General features: G+C 57.2%; 17 protein-coding genes, 2 tRNA genes and 3 rRNA genes. 13 read left to right on the top strand and 9 right to left on the bottom strand.

What is annotated here, in order from left to right; all coding sequences use genetic code 11:
• Positions 1-328: 328 nt before the first annotated feature.
• From JFU58_RS21150 to JFU58_RS21135, 4 genes are read left to right on the top strand one after another with little or no spacing between them, the layout of a single operon-like run.
• A complete protein-coding gene (locus JFU58_RS21150; protein WP_017476336.1) occupies positions 329-922 on the top strand; it encodes an aminodeoxychorismate/anthranilate synthase component II in 594 nt (197 codons plus the stop codon).
• 9 nt (positions 923-931) lie between these two features.
• On the top strand, positions 932-1981 hold the full coding sequence (gene trpD, locus JFU58_RS21145; RefSeq protein WP_017476335.1) for an anthranilate phosphoribosyltransferase: 1050 nt from the start codon (positions 932-934) through the stop codon (positions 1979-1981).
• Positions 1978-2814 carry an indole-3-glycerol phosphate synthase TrpC gene (gene trpC / locus JFU58_RS21140; RefSeq protein WP_177025531.1) on the top strand — a complete coding sequence of 279 codons (837 nt, stop codon included), beginning with the start codon at positions 1978-1980 and terminating at the stop codon, positions 2812-2814. Before trpD ends, trpC begins: the two co-directional genes overlap by 4 nt.
• 2 nt (positions 2815-2816) lie before the next feature.
• Positions 2817-3512 (top strand): lipoate--protein ligase family protein, encoded by a 696-nt coding sequence (locus JFU58_RS21135; protein WP_093204494.1) that lies wholly within the window; start codon positions 2817-2819, stop codon positions 3510-3512.
• Here JFU58_RS21135 and crp read toward each other — a convergent pair.
• Positions 3509-4153, bottom strand: a complete 645-nt coding sequence (gene crp, locus JFU58_RS21130) for a cAMP-activated global transcriptional regulator CRP (protein ID WP_017476332.1) — start codon at positions 4151-4153, stop codon at positions 3509-3511. The two genes, JFU58_RS21135 and crp, sit on opposite strands and share 4 nt — an antisense overlap.
• Positions 4154-4403: 250 nt before the next feature.
• Between crp and JFU58_RS21125 the strand changes: the two genes are divergently transcribed.
• Complete coding sequence (locus JFU58_RS21125; protein ID WP_005792019.1) at positions 4404-4826, top strand: OsmC family protein; 423 nt, start codon at positions 4404-4406, stop codon at positions 4824-4826.
• Positions 4827-4891: 65 nt separating this feature from the next.
• On the opposite strand, the gene coq7 is transcribed toward JFU58_RS21125, so the two are convergent.
• The 6 genes from coq7 to hemJ form a co-directional block, all read right to left on the bottom strand.
• Positions 4892-5539, bottom strand: coding sequence for a 2-polyprenyl-3-methyl-6-methoxy-1,4-benzoquinone monooxygenase (gene coq7 / locus JFU58_RS21120; RefSeq protein WP_017476331.1), 648 nt, complete (start codon positions 5537-5539; stop codon positions 4892-4894).
• A gap of 180 nt (positions 5540-5719) precedes the next feature.
• Positions 5720-6058 carry a histidine triad nucleotide-binding protein gene (locus tag JFU58_RS21115; RefSeq protein ID WP_003210943.1) on the bottom strand — a complete coding sequence of 113 codons (339 nt, stop codon included), beginning with the start codon at positions 6056-6058 and terminating at the stop codon, positions 5720-5722.
• 46 nt (positions 6059-6104) lie between these two features.
• Positions 6105-6893, bottom strand: coding sequence for an SDR family NAD(P)-dependent oxidoreductase (locus JFU58_RS21110; protein ID WP_201142099.1), 789 nt, complete (start codon positions 6891-6893; stop codon positions 6105-6107).
• Between the two features lie 62 nt (positions 6894-6955).
• Complete coding sequence (locus JFU58_RS21105; protein ID WP_201142097.1) at positions 6956-7921, bottom strand: DUF805 domain-containing protein; 966 nt, start codon at positions 7919-7921, stop codon at positions 6956-6958.
• A 62-nt stretch (positions 7922-7983) separates the two neighbouring features.
• On the bottom strand, positions 7984-8952 hold the full coding sequence (locus JFU58_RS21100; protein WP_093204504.1) for an NAD(P)H-dependent flavin oxidoreductase: 969 nt from the start codon (positions 8950-8952) through the stop codon (positions 7984-7986).
• Positions 8953-8976: 24 nt separating this feature from the next.
• Entirely contained in the window at positions 8977-9405 is a 429-nt protein-coding gene (gene hemJ / locus JFU58_RS21095; RefSeq protein ID WP_017476328.1) for a protoporphyrinogen oxidase HemJ, read from the bottom strand.
• 136 nt (positions 9406-9541) lie between these two features.
• Here hemJ and argC point away from each other — a divergent pair, with 136 nt between their 5' ends.
• The gene (gene argC / locus JFU58_RS21090) at positions 9542-10576 is read left to right on the top strand and encodes an N-acetyl-gamma-glutamyl-phosphate reductase (RefSeq protein ID WP_063026803.1); all 1035 of its coding nucleotides are present in this window, start codon (positions 9542-9544) and stop codon (positions 10574-10576) included.
• A gap of 162 nt (positions 10577-10738) precedes the next feature.
• Complete coding sequence (erpA, locus tag JFU58_RS21085; protein WP_003176443.1) at positions 10739-11089, top strand: iron-sulfur cluster insertion protein ErpA; 351 nt, start codon at positions 10739-10741, stop codon at positions 11087-11089.
• Positions 11090-11155: 66 nt separating this feature from the next.
• On the opposite strand, the gene JFU58_RS21080 is transcribed toward erpA, so the two are convergent.
• Positions 11156-12247 carry an anhydro-N-acetylmuramic acid kinase gene (locus JFU58_RS21080; RefSeq protein ID WP_201142095.1) on the bottom strand — a complete coding sequence of 364 codons (1092 nt, stop codon included), beginning with the start codon at positions 12245-12247 and terminating at the stop codon, positions 11156-11158.
• Positions 12248-12250: 3 nt separating this feature from the next.
• Positions 12251-13663 carry a peptidoglycan DD-metalloendopeptidase family protein gene (locus JFU58_RS21075; RefSeq protein ID WP_093204514.1) on the bottom strand — a complete coding sequence of 471 codons (1413 nt, stop codon included), beginning with the start codon at positions 13661-13663 and terminating at the stop codon, positions 12251-12253.
• A 211-nt stretch (positions 13664-13874) separates the two neighbouring features.
• On the opposite strand from JFU58_RS21075, the gene tyrS reads away from it, so the two are divergent.
• The 6 genes from tyrS (at position 13875) to rrf (ending at position 20825) form a co-directional block, all read left to right on the top strand.
• Complete coding sequence (gene tyrS / locus JFU58_RS21070; RefSeq protein WP_201142093.1) at positions 13875-15074, top strand: tyrosine--tRNA ligase; 1200 nt, start codon at positions 13875-13877, stop codon at positions 15072-15074.
• A 552-nt stretch (positions 15075-15626) separates the two neighbouring features.
• Positions 15627-17163 (top strand): 16S ribosomal RNA (locus JFU58_RS21065).
• An 82-nt stretch (positions 17164-17245) separates the two neighbouring features.
• Positions 17246-17322 (top strand) — tRNA-Ile (locus JFU58_RS21060).
• 30 nt (positions 17323-17352) lie between these two features.
• Positions 17353-17428, top strand: a tRNA-Ala gene (locus tag JFU58_RS21055).
• Between the two features lie 234 nt (positions 17429-17662).
• Positions 17663-20556 (top strand): 23S ribosomal RNA (locus tag JFU58_RS21050).
• Between the two features lie 153 nt (positions 20557-20709).
• Positions 20710-20825 (top strand): 5S ribosomal RNA (rrf, locus tag JFU58_RS21045).
• Together the 16S, 23S and 5S rRNA genes with 2 tRNA genes alongside form the textbook arrangement of a ribosomal RNA operon.
• The last annotated feature ends 47 nt before the right edge of the window (positions 20826-20872 follow it).

The raw sequence follows: 20872 nt of genomic DNA, 5'->3' as shown, positions 1-20872 counted from the left end.
CGGTCGGGCACTTCGCCCCGTATTTGCGGCGCCATATTGCACCGCTGGCGAGGCTACGTTACTGTGCCTGAACGTATGAATGAGACCCTCCCCGTGTTGATCATCAGCAAACTCTTGATGCGAGTAGTCAAGGCACACGCCCGTTGGCGTTGGCGCGCCTAACTTTTCTCTACCGGCCCCGCCGGACCTGTACCGATTTGCCTTCTTCACCCTTTGTTCGACGCCCCTTGCCGGCCAACCCCGGCAACCGGAAAGTGCGTCTGGCAGCGGGTCACTCCCTTGGAAGGCCGTCATTAGAAGTCAGTGAATTCAAGAGGTTTTAACCCACATGTTGCTGATGATTGATAACTACGACTCCTTTACCTACAACGTTGTGCAGTACCTGGGCGAGCTCGGCGCCGAGGTCAAGGTCGTGCGCAACGACGAATTGACCGTGGCGCAAATCGCCGCGTTGAACCCTGAACGCATCGTTGTTTCCCCAGGGCCGTGCACCCCGACCGAAGCGGGCATCTCCCTCGAAGCCATCCAATACTTTGCCGGCAAGCTGCCGATCCTGGGCGTGTGCCTGGGCCATCAGTCCATCGGCCAGGCCTTCGGCGGCGACGTAGTGCGCGCCCGCCAGGTGATGCACGGCAAGACCAGCCCGGTGTTCCACAAGGACCAGGGCGTATTCCACGGTTTGAACCTGCCGGTGACGGTTACCCGCTACCACTCGCTGGTGGTCAAGCGTGAAACCCTGCCCGAATGCCTTGAGCTGACGGCCTGGACCCAACTGGAAGACGGCTCCGTCGACGAGATCATGGGCCTGCGTCACAAGACACTGAACGTCGAAGGGGTGCAATTTCACCCGGAATCGATTTTGACCGAGCAGGGCTACGAGCTGTTCGCTAACTTTCTCAAGCAGAGCGGCGGCACGCGCTAAGGACTTTTCATGGATATCAAGACTGCCCTGAGCCGTATCGTCGGCCATCTGGACCTGAGCACCGCAGAAATGAGCGATGTGATGCGCGAGATCATGACCGGTCAATGCACCGACGCACAGATCGGCGCGTTCATGATGGCCATGCGCATGAAGAGCGAGAGCATCGACGAAATCGTCGGCGCCGTGTCGGTGATGCGTGAGCTGGCGGACAAGGTCGAACTCAAGACCCTCGACGGCGTGGTCGACGTGGTCGGCACCGGAGGCGACGGTGCGAACATTTTCAACGTGTCGACGGCCTCCTCCTTTGTAGTGGCGGCCGCCGGCTGCACCGTGGCCAAACACGGTAACCGCGCGGTGTCGGGTAAAAGCGGCAGTGCCGATTTGCTGGAGGCAGCAGGCATCTACCTGAACCTGACCCCGGTACAAGTGGCGCGCTGCATCGATAACGTCGGCATCGGCTTCATGTTTGCTCAGTCCCATCACGGCGCAATGAAGCACGCCGCCGGCCCGCGCAAGGACTTGGGCCTGCGCACCCTGTTCAACATGCTCGGCCCGCTTACGAATCCGGCCGGTGTGAAGCATCAGGTGGTGGGCGTGTTCAGCCAGGCGCTGTGCCGGCCGTTGGCCGAAGTCCTGCAGCGCCTGGGCAGCAAGCATGTGCTGGTGGTGCACTCCAAGGATGGCCTGGACGAGTTCAGCCTGGCCGCACCGACCTTCGTGGCGGAGCTGAAGGATGACCAGGTCACCGAATATTGGGTCGAACCTGAAGACCTCGGCATGAAAAGCCAGAGCCTGCACGGCCTGGCGGTGGAAAGCCCGGCGGCCTCCCTTGAATTGATTCGCGATGCCCTGGGGCGTCGCAAGACCGAAAACGGCCAGAAAGCCGCAGAAATGATTGTGCTCAATGCCGGTGCGGCGCTGTATGCCGCGGATCACGCCTACAGTCTTAAAGAGGGTGTTGCCCTCGCTCATGATGCATTGCATACCGGGCTGGCGCGCGAAAAGCTCGAAGAACTGGGTGCGTTTACTGCGGTGTTCAAAGTGGAGAATGAAGGATGAGTGTTCCGACCGTTCTGGAAAAAATCCTGGCCCGCAAGGCAGAAGAAGTCGCCGAACGCCGTGCCCGGGTCAGCCTGGCTGAGCTGGAAGGCCTGGCGAAAAGCGCCGATGCACCGCGCGGGTTTGCCAATGCGCTGATCAAGCAGGCCAAGGAAAAGCAGCCGGCCGTTATCGCTGAAATCAAAAAGGCTTCGCCAAGCAAGGGCGTGATTCGCGAGATCTTTATCCCTGAAGACATTGCCAAGAGCTACGAGAAGGGCGGTGCGACGTGCCTCTCGGTGTTGACCGATATCGACTTCTTCCAGGGTTCCGACCTGTACCTGCAGCAAGCGCGTGCGGCGTGCTCGCTGCCGGTGATCCGCAAGGACTTCATGGTCGACCCCTACCAGATCGTCGAAGCTCGTGCCTTGGGCGCCGATTGCGTGCTGTTGATCGTCTCCGCACTGGATGACGTGAAGATGGCCGAACTGGCGGCCGTGGCCAAAAGCGTCGGCCTCGACGTGCTGGTGGAAGTGCACGACGGTGATGAACTGGAACGCGCGTTGAAAACCCTCGACACACCGTTGGTGGGCGTCAACAACCGCAACCTGCACACGTTTGAAGTCAGCCTGGAAAACACCCTCGACCTGTTGCCGCGTATCCCGCGTGACCGGTTGGTGATTACCGAAAGTGGCATCGTCAATCGTGCAGATGTCGAACTGATGGAAATCAGCGGCGTGTACTCGTTCCTCGTCGGCGAAACCTTCATGCGTGCGGAGAACCCGGGGGCTGAATTGCAGCGCCTGTTCTTCCCGGAGCGTGGCGTTGCTGTCAGTGGTTCGACCCTGGATTGATGATGACCCAGCCGGTGGCGATGACGGTCGAGGCAGGCCTTAAGGCCGAGCAGGATTTGCTCGCCGCTGTCTGCGCGGGGGAGCAGCCGTTCGGCCTGCTGTTCTGGCAGCCCAGCGATCAAGCGTTGGTGATGCCTCGTCGTTTGAGCCGCCTTCCGGCATTCGAGACCGCCAGCCAGGTATCGGCAGATGCCGGTTGGCCGGTGCTGCTGCGGGAAACCGGCGGTGAGCCGGTTCCGCAATCGGCAGCCACGGTCAATATTGCGCTGGTCTACGCGCCACCACGCAGTGAAGGTGACCAAGGGCGCATCGAAACCGGCTACCAGCGTTTGTGCCAGCCGATTTGCGACCTGCTTATCGAGCTGGGTGGCAATGCATCGGTGGGCGAGATTGACGGGGCTTTTTGCGACGGTCGCTACAACGTCAACCTGGATGGCCGCAAAATGGTCGGTACTGCCCAACGCTGGCGCCAGAGTGGCGGACGCCCGGTGGGGTTGGTGCATGGTGCGTTGTTGCTGGATGACGATCGCGTCGAGTTGATCGCCGCGGTCAATCGCTTCAATGAAGCGTGTGGCCTGGAACAACGGGTGCGCGCTGAAAGCCATATCGCCCTGCACGAAGCCTTTGCTGCGCCAGACGCGATTGCCCGGCTCGACACGTTGTACCGGCAGATGCTTGCGAGCTTTCTGCCGGTTTAACGCGTTCCGAAGACCACCATGGTCTTGCCTTTGACATGCACCAGGTTGCGTTCTTCCAGGTCCTTCAGCACCCGCCCAACCATTTCCCTTGAGCAACCGACGATCCGCCCGATTTCCTGGCGGGTGATCTTGATCTGCATCCCGTCGGGATGGGTCATGGCATCCGGCTGCTTGCACAGTTCCAGCAGGCAGCGGGCAACCCGGCCGGTGACGTCGAAAAATGCCAGGTCGCCGACTTTGCGCGTGGTGTCTCTCAGGCGCTGGGCGATCTGGCCGCTCAAGGCGTACAGAATGTCGGGGTCCTGCTGGGCCAATTCGCGAAACTTGGCATAGCTGATCTCGGCGACTTCGCATTCGACCTTGGCCCGCACCCAGGCGCTGCGTTCCTGTTCCTTGCCGGCTTGTTCGAAAAGCCCGAGTTCGCCGAAGAAGTCACCGGTATTGAGGTAGGCGATGATCATTTCGCGACCATCGTCATCCTCGATCAGGATGGTGACTGAGCCTTTGATAATGAAGAACAGGGTTTCCGAACGCTCGCCCGCGCAGATGATGTTGTGCTTGGCCGGATGACGCCGGCGCTGACAATGCATCAGCAGTTTGTCGAGGTTCTTGATCTTGGGTGTGGGAGTAATCGCAACCATGGTTGTATCCCGAAAAGACTGCACGGTGTTGTTGAGCTTGTTTTTTTGTTCAGCGCGATCAACGGTTAAGCCATGTCATCCAGTGGATGGCAATGCGCCATTGATTTGGCGCCAGCTTAACAGACACATTCCGCCTTCATTAGGGAATTTACCCCGTAATCACTGCTGTTGATCGCTTTGATGGGAAACGCTGACGGCCCAAAGCCCTGTGCTAAGCTGGCGACCCTTTTTTAGCAGTGGAGTCTGGGCGATGAAGGCACGCATCCAATGGGCGGGCGAAGCCATGTTCCTCGGTGAGTCGGGCAGTGGCCATGTCGTGGTCATGGACGGCCCGCCGGAGGCTGGTGGCCGCAACCTGGGCGTACGCCCGATGGAAATGCTCCTGCTCGGTGTAGGCGGTTGCAGCAATTTCGACGTGGTCAGCATCCTGAAGAAGTCCCGCCAGGCGGTGGAAAGCTGCGAGGCCTTCCTGGAAGCAGAGCGTGCGACCGAAGACCCGAAGGTGTTTACCAAGATCCACATGCACTTTGTCGTCAAGGGCCGGGCGCTGAAAGAAGCTCAGGTCAAACGTGCCATCGAGCTGTCGGCAGAGAAGTACTGCTCGGCCTCGATCATGTTGGGCGCCGCAGGCGTTGCCATCACTCATGATTACGAGATCATTGAGCTGGGCTGATCGCTTATCCACAGGCAAAAAGAAAGGGCGCTTAAAGAGCGCCCTTTCTGCGTTATGCGGGATTGTCAGATGCGGTAAGTGCTCTTGGTCATGACCTTGGCCAGCAGGCTCATGCCAAATTTCACCGGTGCCGGGAAGCGGAAGCCGCCCGCGTCCAGCGCGCTTTCGGCGTGATGTTCTTCATCAATGCGCATCTGCTCAAGAATCGCCCGGGACTTTTCGTCTTCAGCCGGCAGTTGCTCAAGGTGTTCATTGAGGTGCTTGCACACCTGATGCTCGGTGGCGGCCACAAAACCCAGGCTGACTTTGTCGCTGATCAGCCCGGCTACCGCGCCAATACCAAACGATAAACCGTAGAACAGCGGGTTCAGCACGCTTGGGTGGCTGTTCAACTGGCGGATGCGTTGCTCACACCAGGCCAGGTGGTCGATTTCTTCTTCGGCGGCGTGCTCCATGGCGGCGCGCACTTGCGGCAGCTTGGCGGTCAGGGCCTGGCCTTGATACAGAGCCTGGGCACAGACTTCGCCGGTATGGTTGATGCGCATCAGGCCGGCGACGTGGCGGGTGTCGGTCTCGCTCATCTGCGCTTCGGGCTGCACGATGGCGGGCGACGGACGCTGCGGTTGGCCACTGAATGGCAACAGCGTGCGCATGGCCGTGTCGGCTTGCAGCAACAGGCGATCAATCGGCGAGTAGTGACGTTGGGTAGTCATGCTGACCTCCGGGAAGAATCTCGGCGGCCAGTTTACCGCAAGAGAGGGGGAAGCGTTTGCGCTGGGTCAAATTGCTTGTGTGGCGAGGGAGCTTGCTCCCGCTGGAGCACGCAGCGCTCCTGGTTTTGTGCGGCCGCTACGCGACCGAGCGGGAGCAAGCTCCCTCGCCACAGGTAGTGCTCAGCCCGGCGGCCAGTTCATCTGGCGCTGACCCAGCACATGCATATGGATGTGATAAACGGTCTGCCCGCCATCTTCATTGCAGTTCATCACCACGCGGAAGCCCTTTTCACAGCCTTGCTCCACCGCCAGGCGCTGGGCGGTGAACAGGATATGCCCGGCCAGTGCCTTGTCTTCCTCGGTGAGGTCGTTAAGGGTGCGGATCGGCTTTTTCGGGATCACCAGGAAATGCACGGGGGCCATTGGCGCGATGTCGTGGAAGGCCAGGACCTGGTCATCCTCGTAGATGATCTTCGCGGGTATTTCTCTGTTGATGATCTTGGTGAACAGAGTATCCACAGCTGTTTCTCCATTGTGAAAGTGCAGGGTGAGTGTACTCACGCGATCAGCGCGGGCAATAGGCCTTGTTGATCGCGCCGGCGATTTTGCGGGTCAGCCAGCGCGGGCTCAGGCGTGGGCTGAACGCCAGCCAGCGATTACGCCGGCCGGGAATGATGATGGCTTTGTTCTTGGCCAGGGCGCGCACGGTGTAGAGCGCGACTTCTTCCGGGCTCATCAGCTGTTGGCTGCGGTCCAGCTTGGCGGTGTCCATTTGTGCGGTGCCGAAGAATGCGGTGCGGGTCGGGCCCGGGCAGAGTACGGAAACCTTGATGCCGCAGGTCTTCAGTTCCTCGCGCAAGCCTTCGGAAAAGTGCAGCACGTAGGCCTTGCTGGCGTAGTAGGTGCTCATCCACGGCCCCGGCTGGAACGCGGCAACCGACGCCACGTTGAGAATCTGCCCGCCGCCGTGCAGGGCCATGGCGTTGCCGAGGGCGTGGCACATACGGGTCAGGGCCAGGATGTTGACTTCCATCAGGTCCTGTTCTGTCATCCAGTCCTGTGCCAGGAATGGGCCGCTGGTGCCGATACCGGCGCAGTTGACCAGCAGGTCGATCTGCCGCTCGCCTTCCTCAAGCTCCAGTAGAAAGCCGGAGAGCCGCAAGGGCTCGCCCAGGTCGCAGGCACGGAACAGCACTTCGACGCCGAAGCGCTGATTCAATTCGATTGCAATGCTTTCCAACTGATCACGCTGGCGGGCCACCAGAATCAAGCTGCGGCCGCGACGGGCCAGTGCTTCGGCCAAGGCCAGGCCGATGCCGCTGGAGGCACCGGTGATCAGAGCGTAACGGGTCATGCGTTTCTCCATCGCAACGCTACCGGGCCTGTGACAGAGGCGTCACAGGCGTCGGGCGTTTTTCACTGTTGCGTAGAGTCTACAGGTTCGGCTGCGTCGTCAGCACTTTGCACATCGACTTCATCGACGGTGGTGGCCTGGTCGCTGTCGTCATCGGAGTTGATGGAGCTGCTTTCGTAGCTGCCGCCTACGTCGCTTTCCAGCTGATCCAGGTAGCCACTCATGCCCAGCATCACACCGCCGGCAAGCATCAGCGGAATGAATGCGAGCCACAGAGCGGACAGGATTTTTACGGCGGTAGAGTTGCGCGGTGGCGGCGCGCCGTACTGGTTGGCGCCGGTATTGCCCGGGAGGGCCATCAGCAGGATCGGGAAGATGCTGCCTACGAACGGCACCAGGTGAAGGAACCACAGCCACCCGGACCAACCCAGGTCATGCAGGCGTTGCACGGTGATCTGCACGCTGACCCATACAGCGGCCACGAGCAGGGCAATCCCTACCAGGAAGCCAATGACCATGGCAATCGTTGGAGACACCGCGGCGATGCCCAGCCCGACAGTGAAGAACACGCCTGAGATAAGGAGCATCACCACGCTCAGTACCAGTGTCCACGCCAGGAAGCGCAGGCGTCCGATACGCCCGTTGACGGTGAATACCTTGAGGGTGGAAAACTCCGGCAGGTTCTCGCCAACGGTTGCCCGGGGCGGGGCGTAAGGCGAAGCGGCGGAGCCGGCGTAATCAGTTGAGCTGCCGGAGTCCGTCTCGTGTGTTTCGGCAAGGCTGAAGGCGACGGGCTGCTCTTCTTCTATGCGCGCATCGACCCCGGCGTTTTTCAGCGCTTGCAGATAGGTCTCTGCATCGGCGCGGGAAAGGTCACGCTTCAGGGCGACCGGACGGCCGGTGAAGAGTTTTTCGATCGCTTCAACGTCGCTTTTGAACAGTTCGGCGAGATTCAGCTTGGCGGTGGTGCTCTCGACACCCGGGAGCAATGCGCCATCAAACACAATCTTGAAACGGTTGTCGCTCATGCGGGCATCCTTGTCACTTGAATAAGGGGGGCTGCTTCGGTCAGCAGGCGATACATCACGGATCAGCGTGGCCAGCGTTTAGGCAATTGTGCCGCATGCTCGAGCGCCTTGCGGTATTCGGCATCCAGGCGGGCCACGAGTTCATCGACGCTGGGCAAATCATCAATCTCACCGACGCCCTGGCCGGCGGACCACACGGTCTTCCAGGCTTTTGCTTCGTCGTTGAGTGGCTTGAGCTTGGAGCCGAAATTGACTTCGCCCTTGCCTTGCAGCGCGGCGAGGTCGAAACCGGCGTTTTCCAGGCTCTGGCGCATAAAGCTTGCGGGAACACCGGAGACGGCTGGAGTGTGCACGATGTCGGCGGCGCGCGATGTGAGCAGCATCTCTTTATAGGCATCCGGGGCATGGCTTTCGGTGGTGCCGATAAAACGCGTGCCGAAATAGGCCAGGTCGGCGCCGAGCAGCTGTGCCGCGAGGATCTCGTGGCCGTGGTTGAGGCAGCCAGCCAGCAGCAGTGTCTTGTCGAAGAACTGACGGATTTCTGCAATCAGCGAGAACGGGCTCCAGGTGCCGGCGTGACCACCGGCGCCCGCCGCAACGGCGATCAGGCCATCGACGCCGGCTTCAGCGGCTTTTTCGGCGTGGCGCCGGGTCGTGACATCGTGGAATACCAGGCCGCCGTAGCTATGCACCGCGTCTACCAATTCTTTCACCGCGCCCAGGCTGGTGATGACGATCGGCACCTTGTGCTCGACGCAGATCGCCAGGTCAGCTTCCACCCGCGGGTTACTGTTGTGCACGATCAGGTTGACCGCATAGGGTGCCGGGTTATCCAGCAGCGCCAGGCCCGCTTCGATTTCTTCCAGCCACGCCTTGAAGCCGCTGCTTTCCCGCTGGTTGAGGGCAGGGAAGCTGCCGACGATTCCGTTGCGGCAGCAGGCCAGCACCAGTTGCGGGTTGGAAATCAGAAACATCGGCGCGGCCACGACGGGCAGGCGCAGACTTTGTTCGAGCGAAGCGGGCAGCGACATTGGAAGTACCCCGAGTAATAGAGATTAGAACGGTTTGACCACGACCAAAATTACGATAGCCAGCAATATCAGAACTGGCACTTCATTGAACCAGCGATAAAAGACATGGCTGCGGGTGTTTTCGCCACGGGCAAAACGTTTTACCTGCGCACCGCACATGTGGTGGTAGCCAATCAGCAGTACTACCAGGGTCAACTTGGCGTGAATCCACGCCCCGGATTGAAAGATGGCCGGGTTGAGGTAGATCAGCCAGCCGCCGAACACCAGGCTGGCAATCATCGCCGGCCCCATGATGCCGCGGTAGAGCTTGCGCTCCATTACGCTGAAGCGTTCCTTGCTGACAGTGTCCTCGCTTTGCGCGTGGTAGACGAACAGGCGCGGAAGGTAGAACAGTGCGGCAAACCAGCAGACGATGCTGACGATATGGAAGGCTTTGACCCATAGATAAAGCATTTTTAGTTATTCCCAGGTTCACGGTAGCTGAAGATAGTAGTGGCTCAAGCGTCTACACGTCACGTTGACGGTTGTCGCAGGACGATACGGACCCTATTATCGACGGCTTTCCAGTGGGTTCGTTGAGGGCAGGTTTATGGTCAAGGTCGGTATCGTCGGCGGCACGGGTTACACCGGTGTCGAATTGCTGCGTCTGCTGGCTCAGCATCCGCAAGCTGAGGTGGTGGTGATCACTTCCCGATCCGAGGCCGGCCTGGCGGTGGCGGACATGTATCCGAACCTGCGAGGCCACTACGATGGCCTGGCGTTCAGCGTGCCGGACATCAAGACCCTGGGTGCCTGTGATGTGGTGTTCTTCGCCACGCCCCACGGTGTTGCCCATGCCCTGGCGGGCGAGTTGCTGGCAGCGGGCACCAAGGTGATCGATTTGTCGGCGGACTTCCGCCTGCAGGACGCCGATGAGTGGGCCAAGTGGTACGGCCAGCCTCACGGCGCGCCGGAGTTACTGGAAGAGGCGGTGTATGGCCTGCCGGAGGTCAATCGCGAGCAGATCAAACAAGCGCGCCTGATCGCCGTACCAGGTTGCTATCCAACCGCTACACAGCTGGGTTTCCTGCCATTGCTGGAAGCCGGGCTGGCGGACGCATCGCGGCTGATTGCTGACTGCAAGTCGGGTGTCAGCGGTGCTGGCCGTGGTGCTGCTGTAGGCTCGCTTTACTCCGAGACGTCGGAAAGCATGAAAGCCTATGCGGTGAAAGGTCATCGTCACTTGCCGGAAATTCGCCAGGGGCTGCGTCGCGCAGCAGGTAAAGATATCGGCCTGACGTTTGTGCCTCACCTGACGCCGATGATCCGCGGGATCCACTCCACGCTGTATGCGACAGTCGTTGATCGTTCGGTGGACCTGCAGGCGCTGTTTGAAAAGCGTTATGCCGAAGAGCCGTTCGTCGATGTGATGCCGGCGGGCAGCCACCCGGAAACCCGCAGCGTGCGTGGCGCCAACGTGTGCCGTATCGCGGTGCACCGTCCACAGGATGGTGATCTGGTGGTGGTGCTGTCGGTGATCGATAACCTGGTCAAGGGCGCCTCGGGCCAGGCTGTGCAGAACATGAACATCCTGTTTGGTCTGGATGAGAAGCTGGGCCTGTCCCATGCGGGCATGCTGCCGTAAGTTTTCTGCTATTGCGCAAAGGCCCGTTGATCGGGCCTTTCGTGTTTTTAATGGCCACTGCGCAGATTGATATACCGTAACAATAGTTGACCGCTTTTCTAGGAGAAGCGGATAATGCCCGCCATCACGCATATGGCGGCGCTACGCCGGGAGATTATCAGCATGAGCGTTGAATCCTTCACCCCCACGGCTTTGCAATTCACCCACGGTGCTGCGCACAAGGTGAAGAGCCTGGTCGATGAAGAGGGTAATGATCGCTTGAAGCTGCGCGTATTTGTTACGGGCGGCGGTTGTTCAGGGTTTCAGTACGGTTTCACCTTCGATGAAGACGTGGCCGATGACGACACCATCGTTGAGCGCGAGGGTGTAAGCCTGGTCGTCGATCCGATGAGCTTCCAGTACCTGGCAGGAGCCGAGGTGGACTATCAGGAAGGTCTGGAAGGTTCGCGCTTCGTGATCAAGAACCCGAATGCCACTACTACGTGTGGTTGCGGGTCTTCGTTCTCGATCTGATCGAAAGCGGATGTAAAAACGCCGCTTGGCCTTGATAGGGTCAAGCGGCGTTTTGCTGTGTGGGGGTCAGGCCGGGTAGATCGCGCCGAGTACCCGAAGGCCGCGGGCGCCGGTGACGCTGGGGCGATTGGCGGCGATGCCTTCAAGGCAGCAATGGGCAAGCCAGGCGAAGGCCATGGCTTCGACCCAGTCGGGGTCCACGCCGTAAGTGGCGGTACTGCTGACTTGGGTGGCTGGTAGCAGTGCGCTGAGGCGGCTCATCAAGGTTGCGTTATGGGCGCCGCCGCCGCAGACCAGCAGGGTTTCGGTCTGCGGTTGTGCGGTTTGCAGGGATTCGACGATGGTCAGGGCGGTCAGCTCAAGCAGTGTGGCTTGCACGTCCTGGGCTGCGAATGGCGGTAGCCGTCCCAGGTGATGCTCAAGCCATCCCAGGTTGAAGACTTCACGTCCGGTGCTTTTTGGCCCTTTGGTCACGAAGAACGGGTCGCTGAGTAACGCCTTGAGTAGCAGGGGTTCAACTTTCCCGCTGGCAGCCCACAGGCCATCGCGGTCGAAGTTCTCGCCGCGTTGCTGGTGAATCCAGGCATCCAGCAGGACGTTGCCCGGGCCGCAATCAAAGCCGGCGACTGGCTTGTCTGTCTCGATCAAGCTGAGGTTGCTGAAGCCGCCGATGTTCAGTACGGCACGGTTGCGCGTACGCTCGCCAAACAATGCCTCATGAAATGCAGGAACCAGCGGGGCGCCTTGGCCACCTGCGGCGACATCGCGGCTGCGGAAATCACTGACAACGGTGATTCCGGTCAATTCGGTGAGCAGCGCCGGGTTGCCGATCTGCACGGTAAAGCCCCGGGCAGGTTCGTGGCGAATGGTTTGGCCGTGGCTGCCAATTGCTCGAATGTCCTGGGGTTTGAGTTTCTGCTGATCCATTAGGGCGTGAATGCCTTGGGCGGCGAGTGTCACCCAGTTCTGCTGGGCAATCGCCGAACGGGCAATCTCGTCCGGGCCACTGGCGCACAGGCCAAGCAGCTCGGAACGCAGGGAGTCAGGCATAGGGATGTAATGGGTGGCGATCAGCTTGATCGCCGGTGCCAACTCGATCAGCGCAATGTCCAGGCCATCAAGGCTGGTCCCGGACATCACGCCTATATAGAGCGACATGGCTTAGCGTTTCGCCGAGGCCAGGAGGGTGGAGCGCTCCTGGTCCATGCGGGCCATGAGTGGCTGGCTCTGCTGCAGGAAGCGTGCGCGCTCGGCCTTGGCGATTGGATCAGCCATTGGCAGCTTTTGACCCAGTGGGTCGACGTGCACACCGTTGACCTGGAACTCGTAGTGCAGGTGTGGTCCGGTGGACAGGCCAGTGGTGCCGATATAGCCGATCACCTGGCCTTGCTTGACGTTGCCGCCAGTCTGGATGCCTTTAGCAAAGCCTTGCATGTGGCCATACAGCGTACGGTAGGTATTGCCGTGCTGGATGATCACAGTATTGCCGTAGCCGCCACGGCGACCGGCCAGCAAAACCTTGCCGTCACCAGCCGCCTTGATTGGCGTGCCGCGCGGAGCTGCGTAGTCGACGCCTTTATGGGCGCGAATTTTGTTCAGAATTGGATGCTTGCGACCCATCGAGAAACGCGAGCTAATACGGGCGAAGTCAACCGGAGTACGGATGAACGCCTTGCGCATGCTGTTGCCGTCGGCGGTGTAGTAGCTGCTGTTGCCTTGTTTGTTGGTGTAGCGCACGGCGGTGTAGGTCTTGCCACGGTTGGTGAACCGCGCAGAAAGGATGTTGCCGGTGCCGACGACCTTGCCGTTGGCGACCTTTTGCTCGTAGATCACGTCGAATTCGTCGCCCTGGCGAATGTCCTGGGCAAAGTCGATGTCGTAGCCAAACACGCTGGCCATGTCCATGGTCATGCTGTGTGACAACCCGGCGCGGGCGGCGGATTGCGACAACGAGCTGTTGATCACGCCGTGTACATAGGCGGAGCGCATCACTGGCTTGGTGGTGATGCGGTTGAACGCAAAGCCCTTGGCGCCTTTGGTCAGCGTGATGCTTTCCAGGTCGCTGATATTGCTGTGCAGGTTGTGTAGTTGCCCGTCGGCTGTCAGTTCGAATTCGAGCTTCTGGCCATGCTTGAGCTGGGTGAACTGCTTGGCTTGCTTGTCGCTTGCCAACACATCGTTGACCGTCGCGGCTGGGAGGCCGACCTTTTCGAACAGGGTCGAAAGGGTGTCGCCTTTGGCAACAATGACTTCCCGGTGTAGCGGGTTCTTGGGTGTTTCTACCGCAGGCTTGGCCTGCGCGGTCTCTTTAGTGTCTTCGGCGCTGTTTTCAATCTGGGCAAACGGCGACTCTGTTGCGCCATTTGTGGCTTGCAGTGCGTCGGAAGCGTCTTGATCTTGTGTCAGTTGCTCAACCGGACTTTCCAGGTCAAGGCTCAGTGTCGTTCGTTTGGCTTCCACATCGCTGGAAGGAAATACCAGGAGTGCCAGGCTCAGAAGGGCGGCGATCCCACTTGCGGCGAGCAGGTGGGTCTTCGGGTAAAGCGGCGGCGCTTTAGACGGTTCTGTGGTCATAATTAATTTTGACTTTGAAAAGATGAATTGGAAAAGATGAATGACATGATGAAGATGAAATAACTGTATAAAATATAACCAAATCATCTGTGGTGCAAGCTTGCGAACGCTGGGCTTGCTGAACGGTGTCCGTGCGCAGGGCAAAACTTGTAATTAGTCCCTGATCTTGTATGGTTGGTTCCCTTTTGAATCTGAGCCTTGCGGGTCTGTTATGAAGTCGGTTGAAGAGCAGCTAGCGCTGATCAAACGTGGTGCGGAAGAACTGTTGGTCGAAGCTGAGCTGATCGAAAAGCTCAAGCGTGGCCAGCCCCTGCGTATTAAGGCCGGCTTTGATCCGACAGCGCCGGATCTGCACCTTGGGCATACAGTGCTTATTAATAAGCTGCGCCAGTTCCAGGAGCTGGGGCATCAGGTGATCTTCCTTATAGGTGACTTCACCGGGATGATCGGCGATCCGAGCGGCAAGAGCGCTACGCGTCCGCCGCTGACCCGTGAGCAGGTCCTCGATAATGCCGAGACCTACAAGACCCAGGTCTTCAAGATCCTCGATCCGGCCAAGACCGAGGTGGCATTCAACTCCACCTGGATGGATCAGATGGGGCCGGCGGACTTCATTCGTCTGACGTCCCAGTACACCGTTGCTCGCATGCTCGAGCGCGATGACTTCGATAAGCGCTACTCCACCAATCAGCCGATCGCGATCCATGAGTTCCTGTACCCGTTGGTCCAAGGGTATGACTCGGTGGCATTGCGTGCCGATGTCGAGTTGGGCGGTACCGATCAGAAGTTCAACCTGCTGATGGGGCGTGAGTTGCAGCGCGCGTATGGGCAAGAGGCTCAATGCATTCTGACCATGCCGTTGCTGGAGGGGTTGGATGGCGTCAAGAAGATGTCCAAGTCCTTGGGTAACTATGTAGGTATCCAGGAGGCGCCGGGTGTGATGTACGGCAAGCTGGTTTCGATTCCGGATGCGCTGATGTGGCGTTACTTCGAACTGTTGAGCTTCCGCTCGATGGATGAGATCAATGCATTGCGTGCTGAGGTAGAGGCTGGTGCGAATCCGCGGGATGTGAAGATCAAGCTGGCGGAAGAGATTGTTGCGCGCTTCCATGGTGAGGAGGCTGCTGCCAGCGCTCACCGTGCTGCGGGTAACCGCATGAAGGATGGCGAGCTGCCGGACGATCTGCCGGAGGTTGAGTTGACTGCTGCCGAGGCAATGCCGATTGCTGCGGTCCTTAATAAGGCGGGCCTGGTGAAGAACTCGGCTGTGGCGCGCGACCTTCTGGGTTCCGGCGGCGTGCGTATAGATGGTGAGGTTGTTGATCGCACCTTTATATACGAGCTGGGCGCGACTCACGTTTGCCAGGCGGGTAAGAAGGCATTTGCGCGTATTACGCTTAAATTCGAATAAACCTGAAATTAACTGTTGACGGCGATTTATATCTGTCTATAATTCGCCCCACTTCCGGCGCAGTCGAAACGGAAAACTCCTTGGTAAACAAAGAGTTATGTAGGTTTCGACAGCGAGCTGCTTCAGATCATCGAAGCCCAGAAGGAGTTAGTAAGGCAGTGTTGTTTAGCCCTATTAACGGTTCGATCTTCTCGGTCGAAAGCGGAGAAAAAGAGGTGTTGACAGCAGCGTGTAACGCTGTAGAATTCGCCTCCCGCTAACGAGAGATCGGAAGCGCAAGTGGTTGAAGTTACAAAGGAAACTTTGAAAACTTCTTAAAAAAACCGCTTGACAGCAACAGAGGCTGCTGTAGAGTGCGCGCCTCGGTTGAGACGAAAGATCTTAACCAACCGCTCTTTAACAACTGAATCAAGCAATTCGTGTGGGTGCTTGTGGAGTCAGACTGATAGTCAACAAGATTATCAGCATCACAAGTTACTCCGCGAGAAATCAAAGATGTAACCAACGATTGCTGAGCCAAGTTTAGGGTTTCTTAAAAACCCAAAGATGTTTGAACTGAAGAGTTTGATCATGGCTCAGATTGAACGCTGGCGGCAGGCCTAACACATGCAAGTCGAGCGGTAGAGAGAAGCTTGCTTCTCTTGAGAGCGGCGGACGGGTGAGTAATGCCTAGGAATCTGCCTGGTAGTGGGGGATAACGTTCGGAAACGGACGCTAATACCGCATACGTCCTACGGGAGAAAGCAGGGGACCTTCGGGCCTTGCGCTATCAGATGAGCCTAGGTCGGATTAGCTAGTTGGTGGGGTAATGGCTCACCAAGGCGACGATCCGTAACTGGTCTGAGAGGATGATCAGTCACACTGGAACTGAGACACGGTCCAGACTCCTACGGGAGGCAGCAGTGGGGAATATTGGACAATGGGCGAAAGCCTGATCCAGCCATGCCGCGTGTGTGAAGAAGGTCTTCGGATTGTAAAGCACTTTAAGTTGGGAGGAAGGGCAGTAAATTAATACTTTGCTGTTTTGACGTTACCGACAGAATAAGCACCGGCTAACTCTGTGCCAGCAGCCGCGGTAATACAGAGGGTGCAAGCGTTAATCGGAATTACTGGGCGTAAAGCGCGCGTAGGTGGTTCGTTAAGTTGGATGTGAAATCCCCGGGCTCAACCTGGGAACTGCATTCAAAACTGACGAGCTAGAGTATGGTAGAGGGTGGTGGAATTTCCTGTGTAGCGGTGAAATGCGTAGATATAGGAAGGAACACCAGTGGCGAAGGCGACCACCTGGACTGATACTGACACTGAGGTGCGAAAGCGTGGGGAGCAAACAGGATTAGATACCCTGGTAGTCCACGCCGTAAACGATGTCAACTAGCCGTTGGGAGCCTTGAGCTCTTAGTGGCGCAGCTAACGCATTAAGTTGACCGCCTGGGGAGTACGGCCGCAAGGTTAAAACTCAAATGAATTGACGGGGGCCCGCACAAGCGGTGGAGCATGTGGTTTAATTCGAAGCAACGCGAAGAACCTTACCAGGCCTTGACATCCAATGAACTTTCTAGAGATAGATTGGTGCCTTCGGGAACATTGAGACAGGTGCTGCATGGCTGTCGTCAGCTCGTGTCGTGAGATGTTGGGTTAAGTCCCGTAACGAGCGCAACCCTTGTCCTTAGTTACCAGCACGTCATGGTGGGCACTCTAAGGAGACTGCCGGTGACAAACCGGAGGAAGGTGGGGATGACGTCAAGTCATCATGGCCCTTACGGCCTGGGCTACACACGTGCTACAATGGTCGGTACAGAGGGTTGCCAAGCCGCGAGGTGGAGCTAATCCCAGAAAACCGATCGTAGTCCGGATCGCAGTCTGCAACTCGACTGCGTGAAGTCGGAATCGCTAGTAATCGCGAATCAGAATGTCGCGGTGAATACGTTCCCGGGCCTTGTACACACCGCCCGTCACACCATGGGAGTGGGTTGCACCAGAAGTAGCTAGTCTAACCTTCGGGAGGACGGTTACCACGGTGTGATTCATGACTGGGGTGAAGTCGTAACAAGGTAGCCGTAGGGGAACCTGCGGCTGGATCACCTCCTTAATCGACGACATCAGCTGCTCCATAAGTTCCCACACGAATTGCTTGATTCATTGAAGAAGACGATAAGAAGCAGCCCGAAATTGGGTCTGTAGCTCAGTTGGTTAGAGCGCACCCCTGATAAGGGTGAGGTCGGCAGTTCGAATCTGCCCAGACCCACCAATTTTGTGTGGGAAACGCCTGTAGAAATACGGGGCCATAGCTCAGCTGGGAGAGCGCCTGCCTTGCACGCAGGAGGTCAACGGTTCGATCCCGTTTGGCTCCACCACTACTGCTTCTACGTTATGAAAGCTTAGAAATGAGCATTCCATCGTTGTGATGGTGAATGTTGATTTCTAGTCTTTGATTAGATCGTTCTTTAAAAATTTGGGTATGTGATAGAAAGATAGACTGAACGTTACTTTCACTGGTAACGGATCAGGCTAAGGTAAAATTTGTGAGTAATTGCGAATTTTCGGCGAATGTCGTCTTCACAGTATAACCAGATTGCTTGGGGTTATATGGTCAAGTGAAGAAGCGCATACGGTGGATGCCTTGGCAGTCAGAGGCGATGAAAGACGTGGTAGCCTGCGAAAAGCTTCGGGGAGTCGGCAAACAGACTTTGATCCGGAGATGTCTGAATGGGGGAACCCAGCCATCATAAGATGGTTACCTTACACTGAATACATAGGTGTATGGAGCGAACCAGGGGAACTGAAACATCTAAGTACCCTGAGGAAAAGAAATCAACCGAGATTCCCTTAGTAGTGGCGAGCGAACGGGGACTAGCCCTTAAGTGGCTTTGAGATTAGCGGAACGCTCTGGAAAGTGCGGCCATAGTGGGTGATAGCCCTGTACGCGAAAATCTCTTAGTCATGAAATCGAGTAGGACGGAGCACGAGAAACTTTGTCTGAATATGGGGGGACCATCCTCCAAGGCTAAATACTACTGACTGACCGATAGTGAACTAGTACCGTGAGGGAAAGGCGAAAAGAACCCCGGAGAGGGGAGTGAAATAGATCCTGAAACCGTATGCGTACAAGCAGTGGGAGCAGACTTTGTTCTGTGACTGCGTACCTTTTGTATAATGGGTCAGCGACTTATTTTCAGTGGCGAGCTTAACCGAATAGGGGAGGCGTAGCGAAAGCGAGTCTTAATAGGGCGTCTAGTCGCTGGGAATAGACCCGAAACCGGGCGATCTATCCATGGGCAGGTTGAAGGTTGGGTAACACTAACTGGAGGACCGAACCGACTACCGTTGAAAAGTTAGCGGATGACCTGTGGATCGGAGTGAAAGGCTAATCAAGCTCGGAGATAGCTGGTTCTCCTCGAAAGCTATTTAGGTAGCGCCTCATGTATCACTGTAGGGGGTAGAGCACTGTTTCGGCTAGGGGGTCATCCCGACTTACCAAACCGATGCAAACTCCGAATACCTACAAGTGCCGAGCATGGGAGACACACGGCGGGTGCTAACGTCCGTCGTGAAAAGGGAAACAACCCAGACCGTCAGCTAAGGTCCCAAAGTTATGGTTAAGTGGGAAACGATGTGGGAAGGCTTAGACAGCTAGGAGGTTGGCTTAGAAGCAGCCACCCTTTAAAGAAAGCGTAATAGCTCACTAGTCGAGTCGGCCTGCGCGGAAGATGTAACGGGGCTCAAACCATACACCGAAGCTACGGGTATCATCTTCGGATGATGCGGTAGAGGAGCGTTCTGTAAGCCTGTGAAGGTGAGTTGAGAAGCTTGCTGGAGGTATCAGAAGTGCGAATGCTGACATGAGTAACGATAATGGGTGTGAAAAACACCCACGCCGAAAGACCAAGGTTTCCTGCGCAACGTTAATCGACGCAGGGTTAGTCGGTCCCTAAGGCGAGGCTGAAAAGCGTAGTCGATGGAAAACAGGTTAATATTCCTGTACTTCTGGTTATTGCGATGGAGGGACGGAGAAGGCTAGGCCAGCTTGGCGTTGGTTGTCCAAGTTTAAGGTGGTAGGCTGGAATCTTAGGTAAATCCGGGATTCTAAGGCCGAGAGCTGATGACGAGTTATCTTTTAGATGACGAAGTGGTTGATGCCATGCTTCCAAGAAAAGCTTCTAAGCTTCAGGTAACCAGGAACCGTACCCCAAACCGACACAGGTGGTTGGGTAGAGAATACCAAGGCGCTTGAGAGAACTCGGGTGAAGGAACTAGGCAAAATGGCACCGTAACTTCGGGAGAAGGTGCGCCGGTGAGGGTGAAGGACTTGCTCCGTAAGCTCATGCCGGTCGAAGATACCAGGCCGCTGCGACTGTTTATTAAAAACACAGCACTCTGCAAACACGAAAGTGGACGTATAGGGTGTGACGCCTGCCCGGTGCCGGAAGGTTAATTGATGGGGTTAGCTAACGCGAAGCTCTTGATCGAAGCCCCGGTAAACGGCGGCCGTAACTATAACGGTCCTAAGGTAGCGAAATTCCTTGTCGGGTAAGTTCCGACCTGCACGAATGGCGTAACGATGGCGGCGCTGTCTCCACCCGAGACTCAGTGAAATTGAAATCGCTGTGAAGATGCAGTGTATCCGCGGCTAGACGGAAAGACCCCGTGAACCTTTACTATAGCTTTGCACTGGACTTTGAATTTGCTTGTGTAGGATAGGTGGGAGGCTTTGAAGCGTGGACGCCAGTTCGCGTGGAGCCAACCTTGAAATACCACCCTGGCAACTTTGAGGTTCTAACTCAGGTCCGTTATCCGGATCGAGGACAGTGTATGGTGGGTAGTTTGACTGGGGCGGTCTCCTCCTAAAGAGTAACGGAGGAGTACGAAGGTGCGCTCAGACCGGTCGGAAATCGGTCGTAGAGTATAAAGGCAAAAGCGCGCTTGACTGCGAGACAGACACGTCGAGCAGGTACGAAAGTAGGTCTTAGTGATCCGGTGGTTCTGTATGGAAGGGCCATCGCTCAACGGATAAAAGGTACTCCGGGGATAACAGGCTGATACCGCCCAAGAGTTCATATCGACGGCGGTGTTTGGCACCTCGATGTCGGCTCATCACATCCTGGGGCTGAAGCCGGTCCCAAGGGTATGGCTGTTCGCCATTTAAAGTGGTACGCGAGCTGGGTTTAGAACGTCGTGAGACAGTTCGGTCCCTATCTGCCGTGGACGTTTGAGATTTGAGAGGGGCTGCTCCTAGTACGAGAGGACCGGAGTGGACGAACCTCTGGTGTTCCGGTTGTCACGCCAGTGGCATTGCCGGGTAGCTATGTTCGGAATAGATAACCGCTGAAAGCATCTAAGCGGGAAACTAGCCTCAAGATGAGATCTCACTGGAACCTTGAGTTCCCTGAAGGGCCGTCGAAGACTACGACGTTGATAGGTTGGGTGTGTAAGCGCTGTGAGGCGTTGAGCTAACCAATACTAATTGCCCGTGAGGCTTGACCATATAACACCCAAGCAATTTGAGTCGAAGAGACCAGATTGCGGTGTGTGAAGACGAAACGAACCGAAAGTTCGAGAAACTCACAAAACACCGAAGCTATCACATACCCAATTTGCTGAAGCGAGGCCAACTGGTCACGACTCAGTACCCGAATTTCTTGACGACCATAGAGCATTGGAACCACCTGATCCCATCCCGAACTCAGCAGTGAAACGATGCATCGCCGATGGTAGTGTGGGGTTTCCCCATGTGAGAGTAGGTCATCGTCAAGATTAAATTCCGAAACCCCTGATTGCTAACGCAATCAGGGGTTTTGTTT

Origin of the sequence: Pseudomonas sp. TH34 (assembly GCF_016650865.1) — a bacterium.
In the GTDB taxonomy this organism is placed as follows: domain Bacteria; phylum Pseudomonadota; class Gammaproteobacteria; order Pseudomonadales; family Pseudomonadaceae; genus Aquipseudomonas; species Aquipseudomonas yamanorum.
The sequence above is the reverse complement of the archived record's forward strand: the minus strand, read 5'-3'. Positions and strand labels throughout refer to the sequence as shown.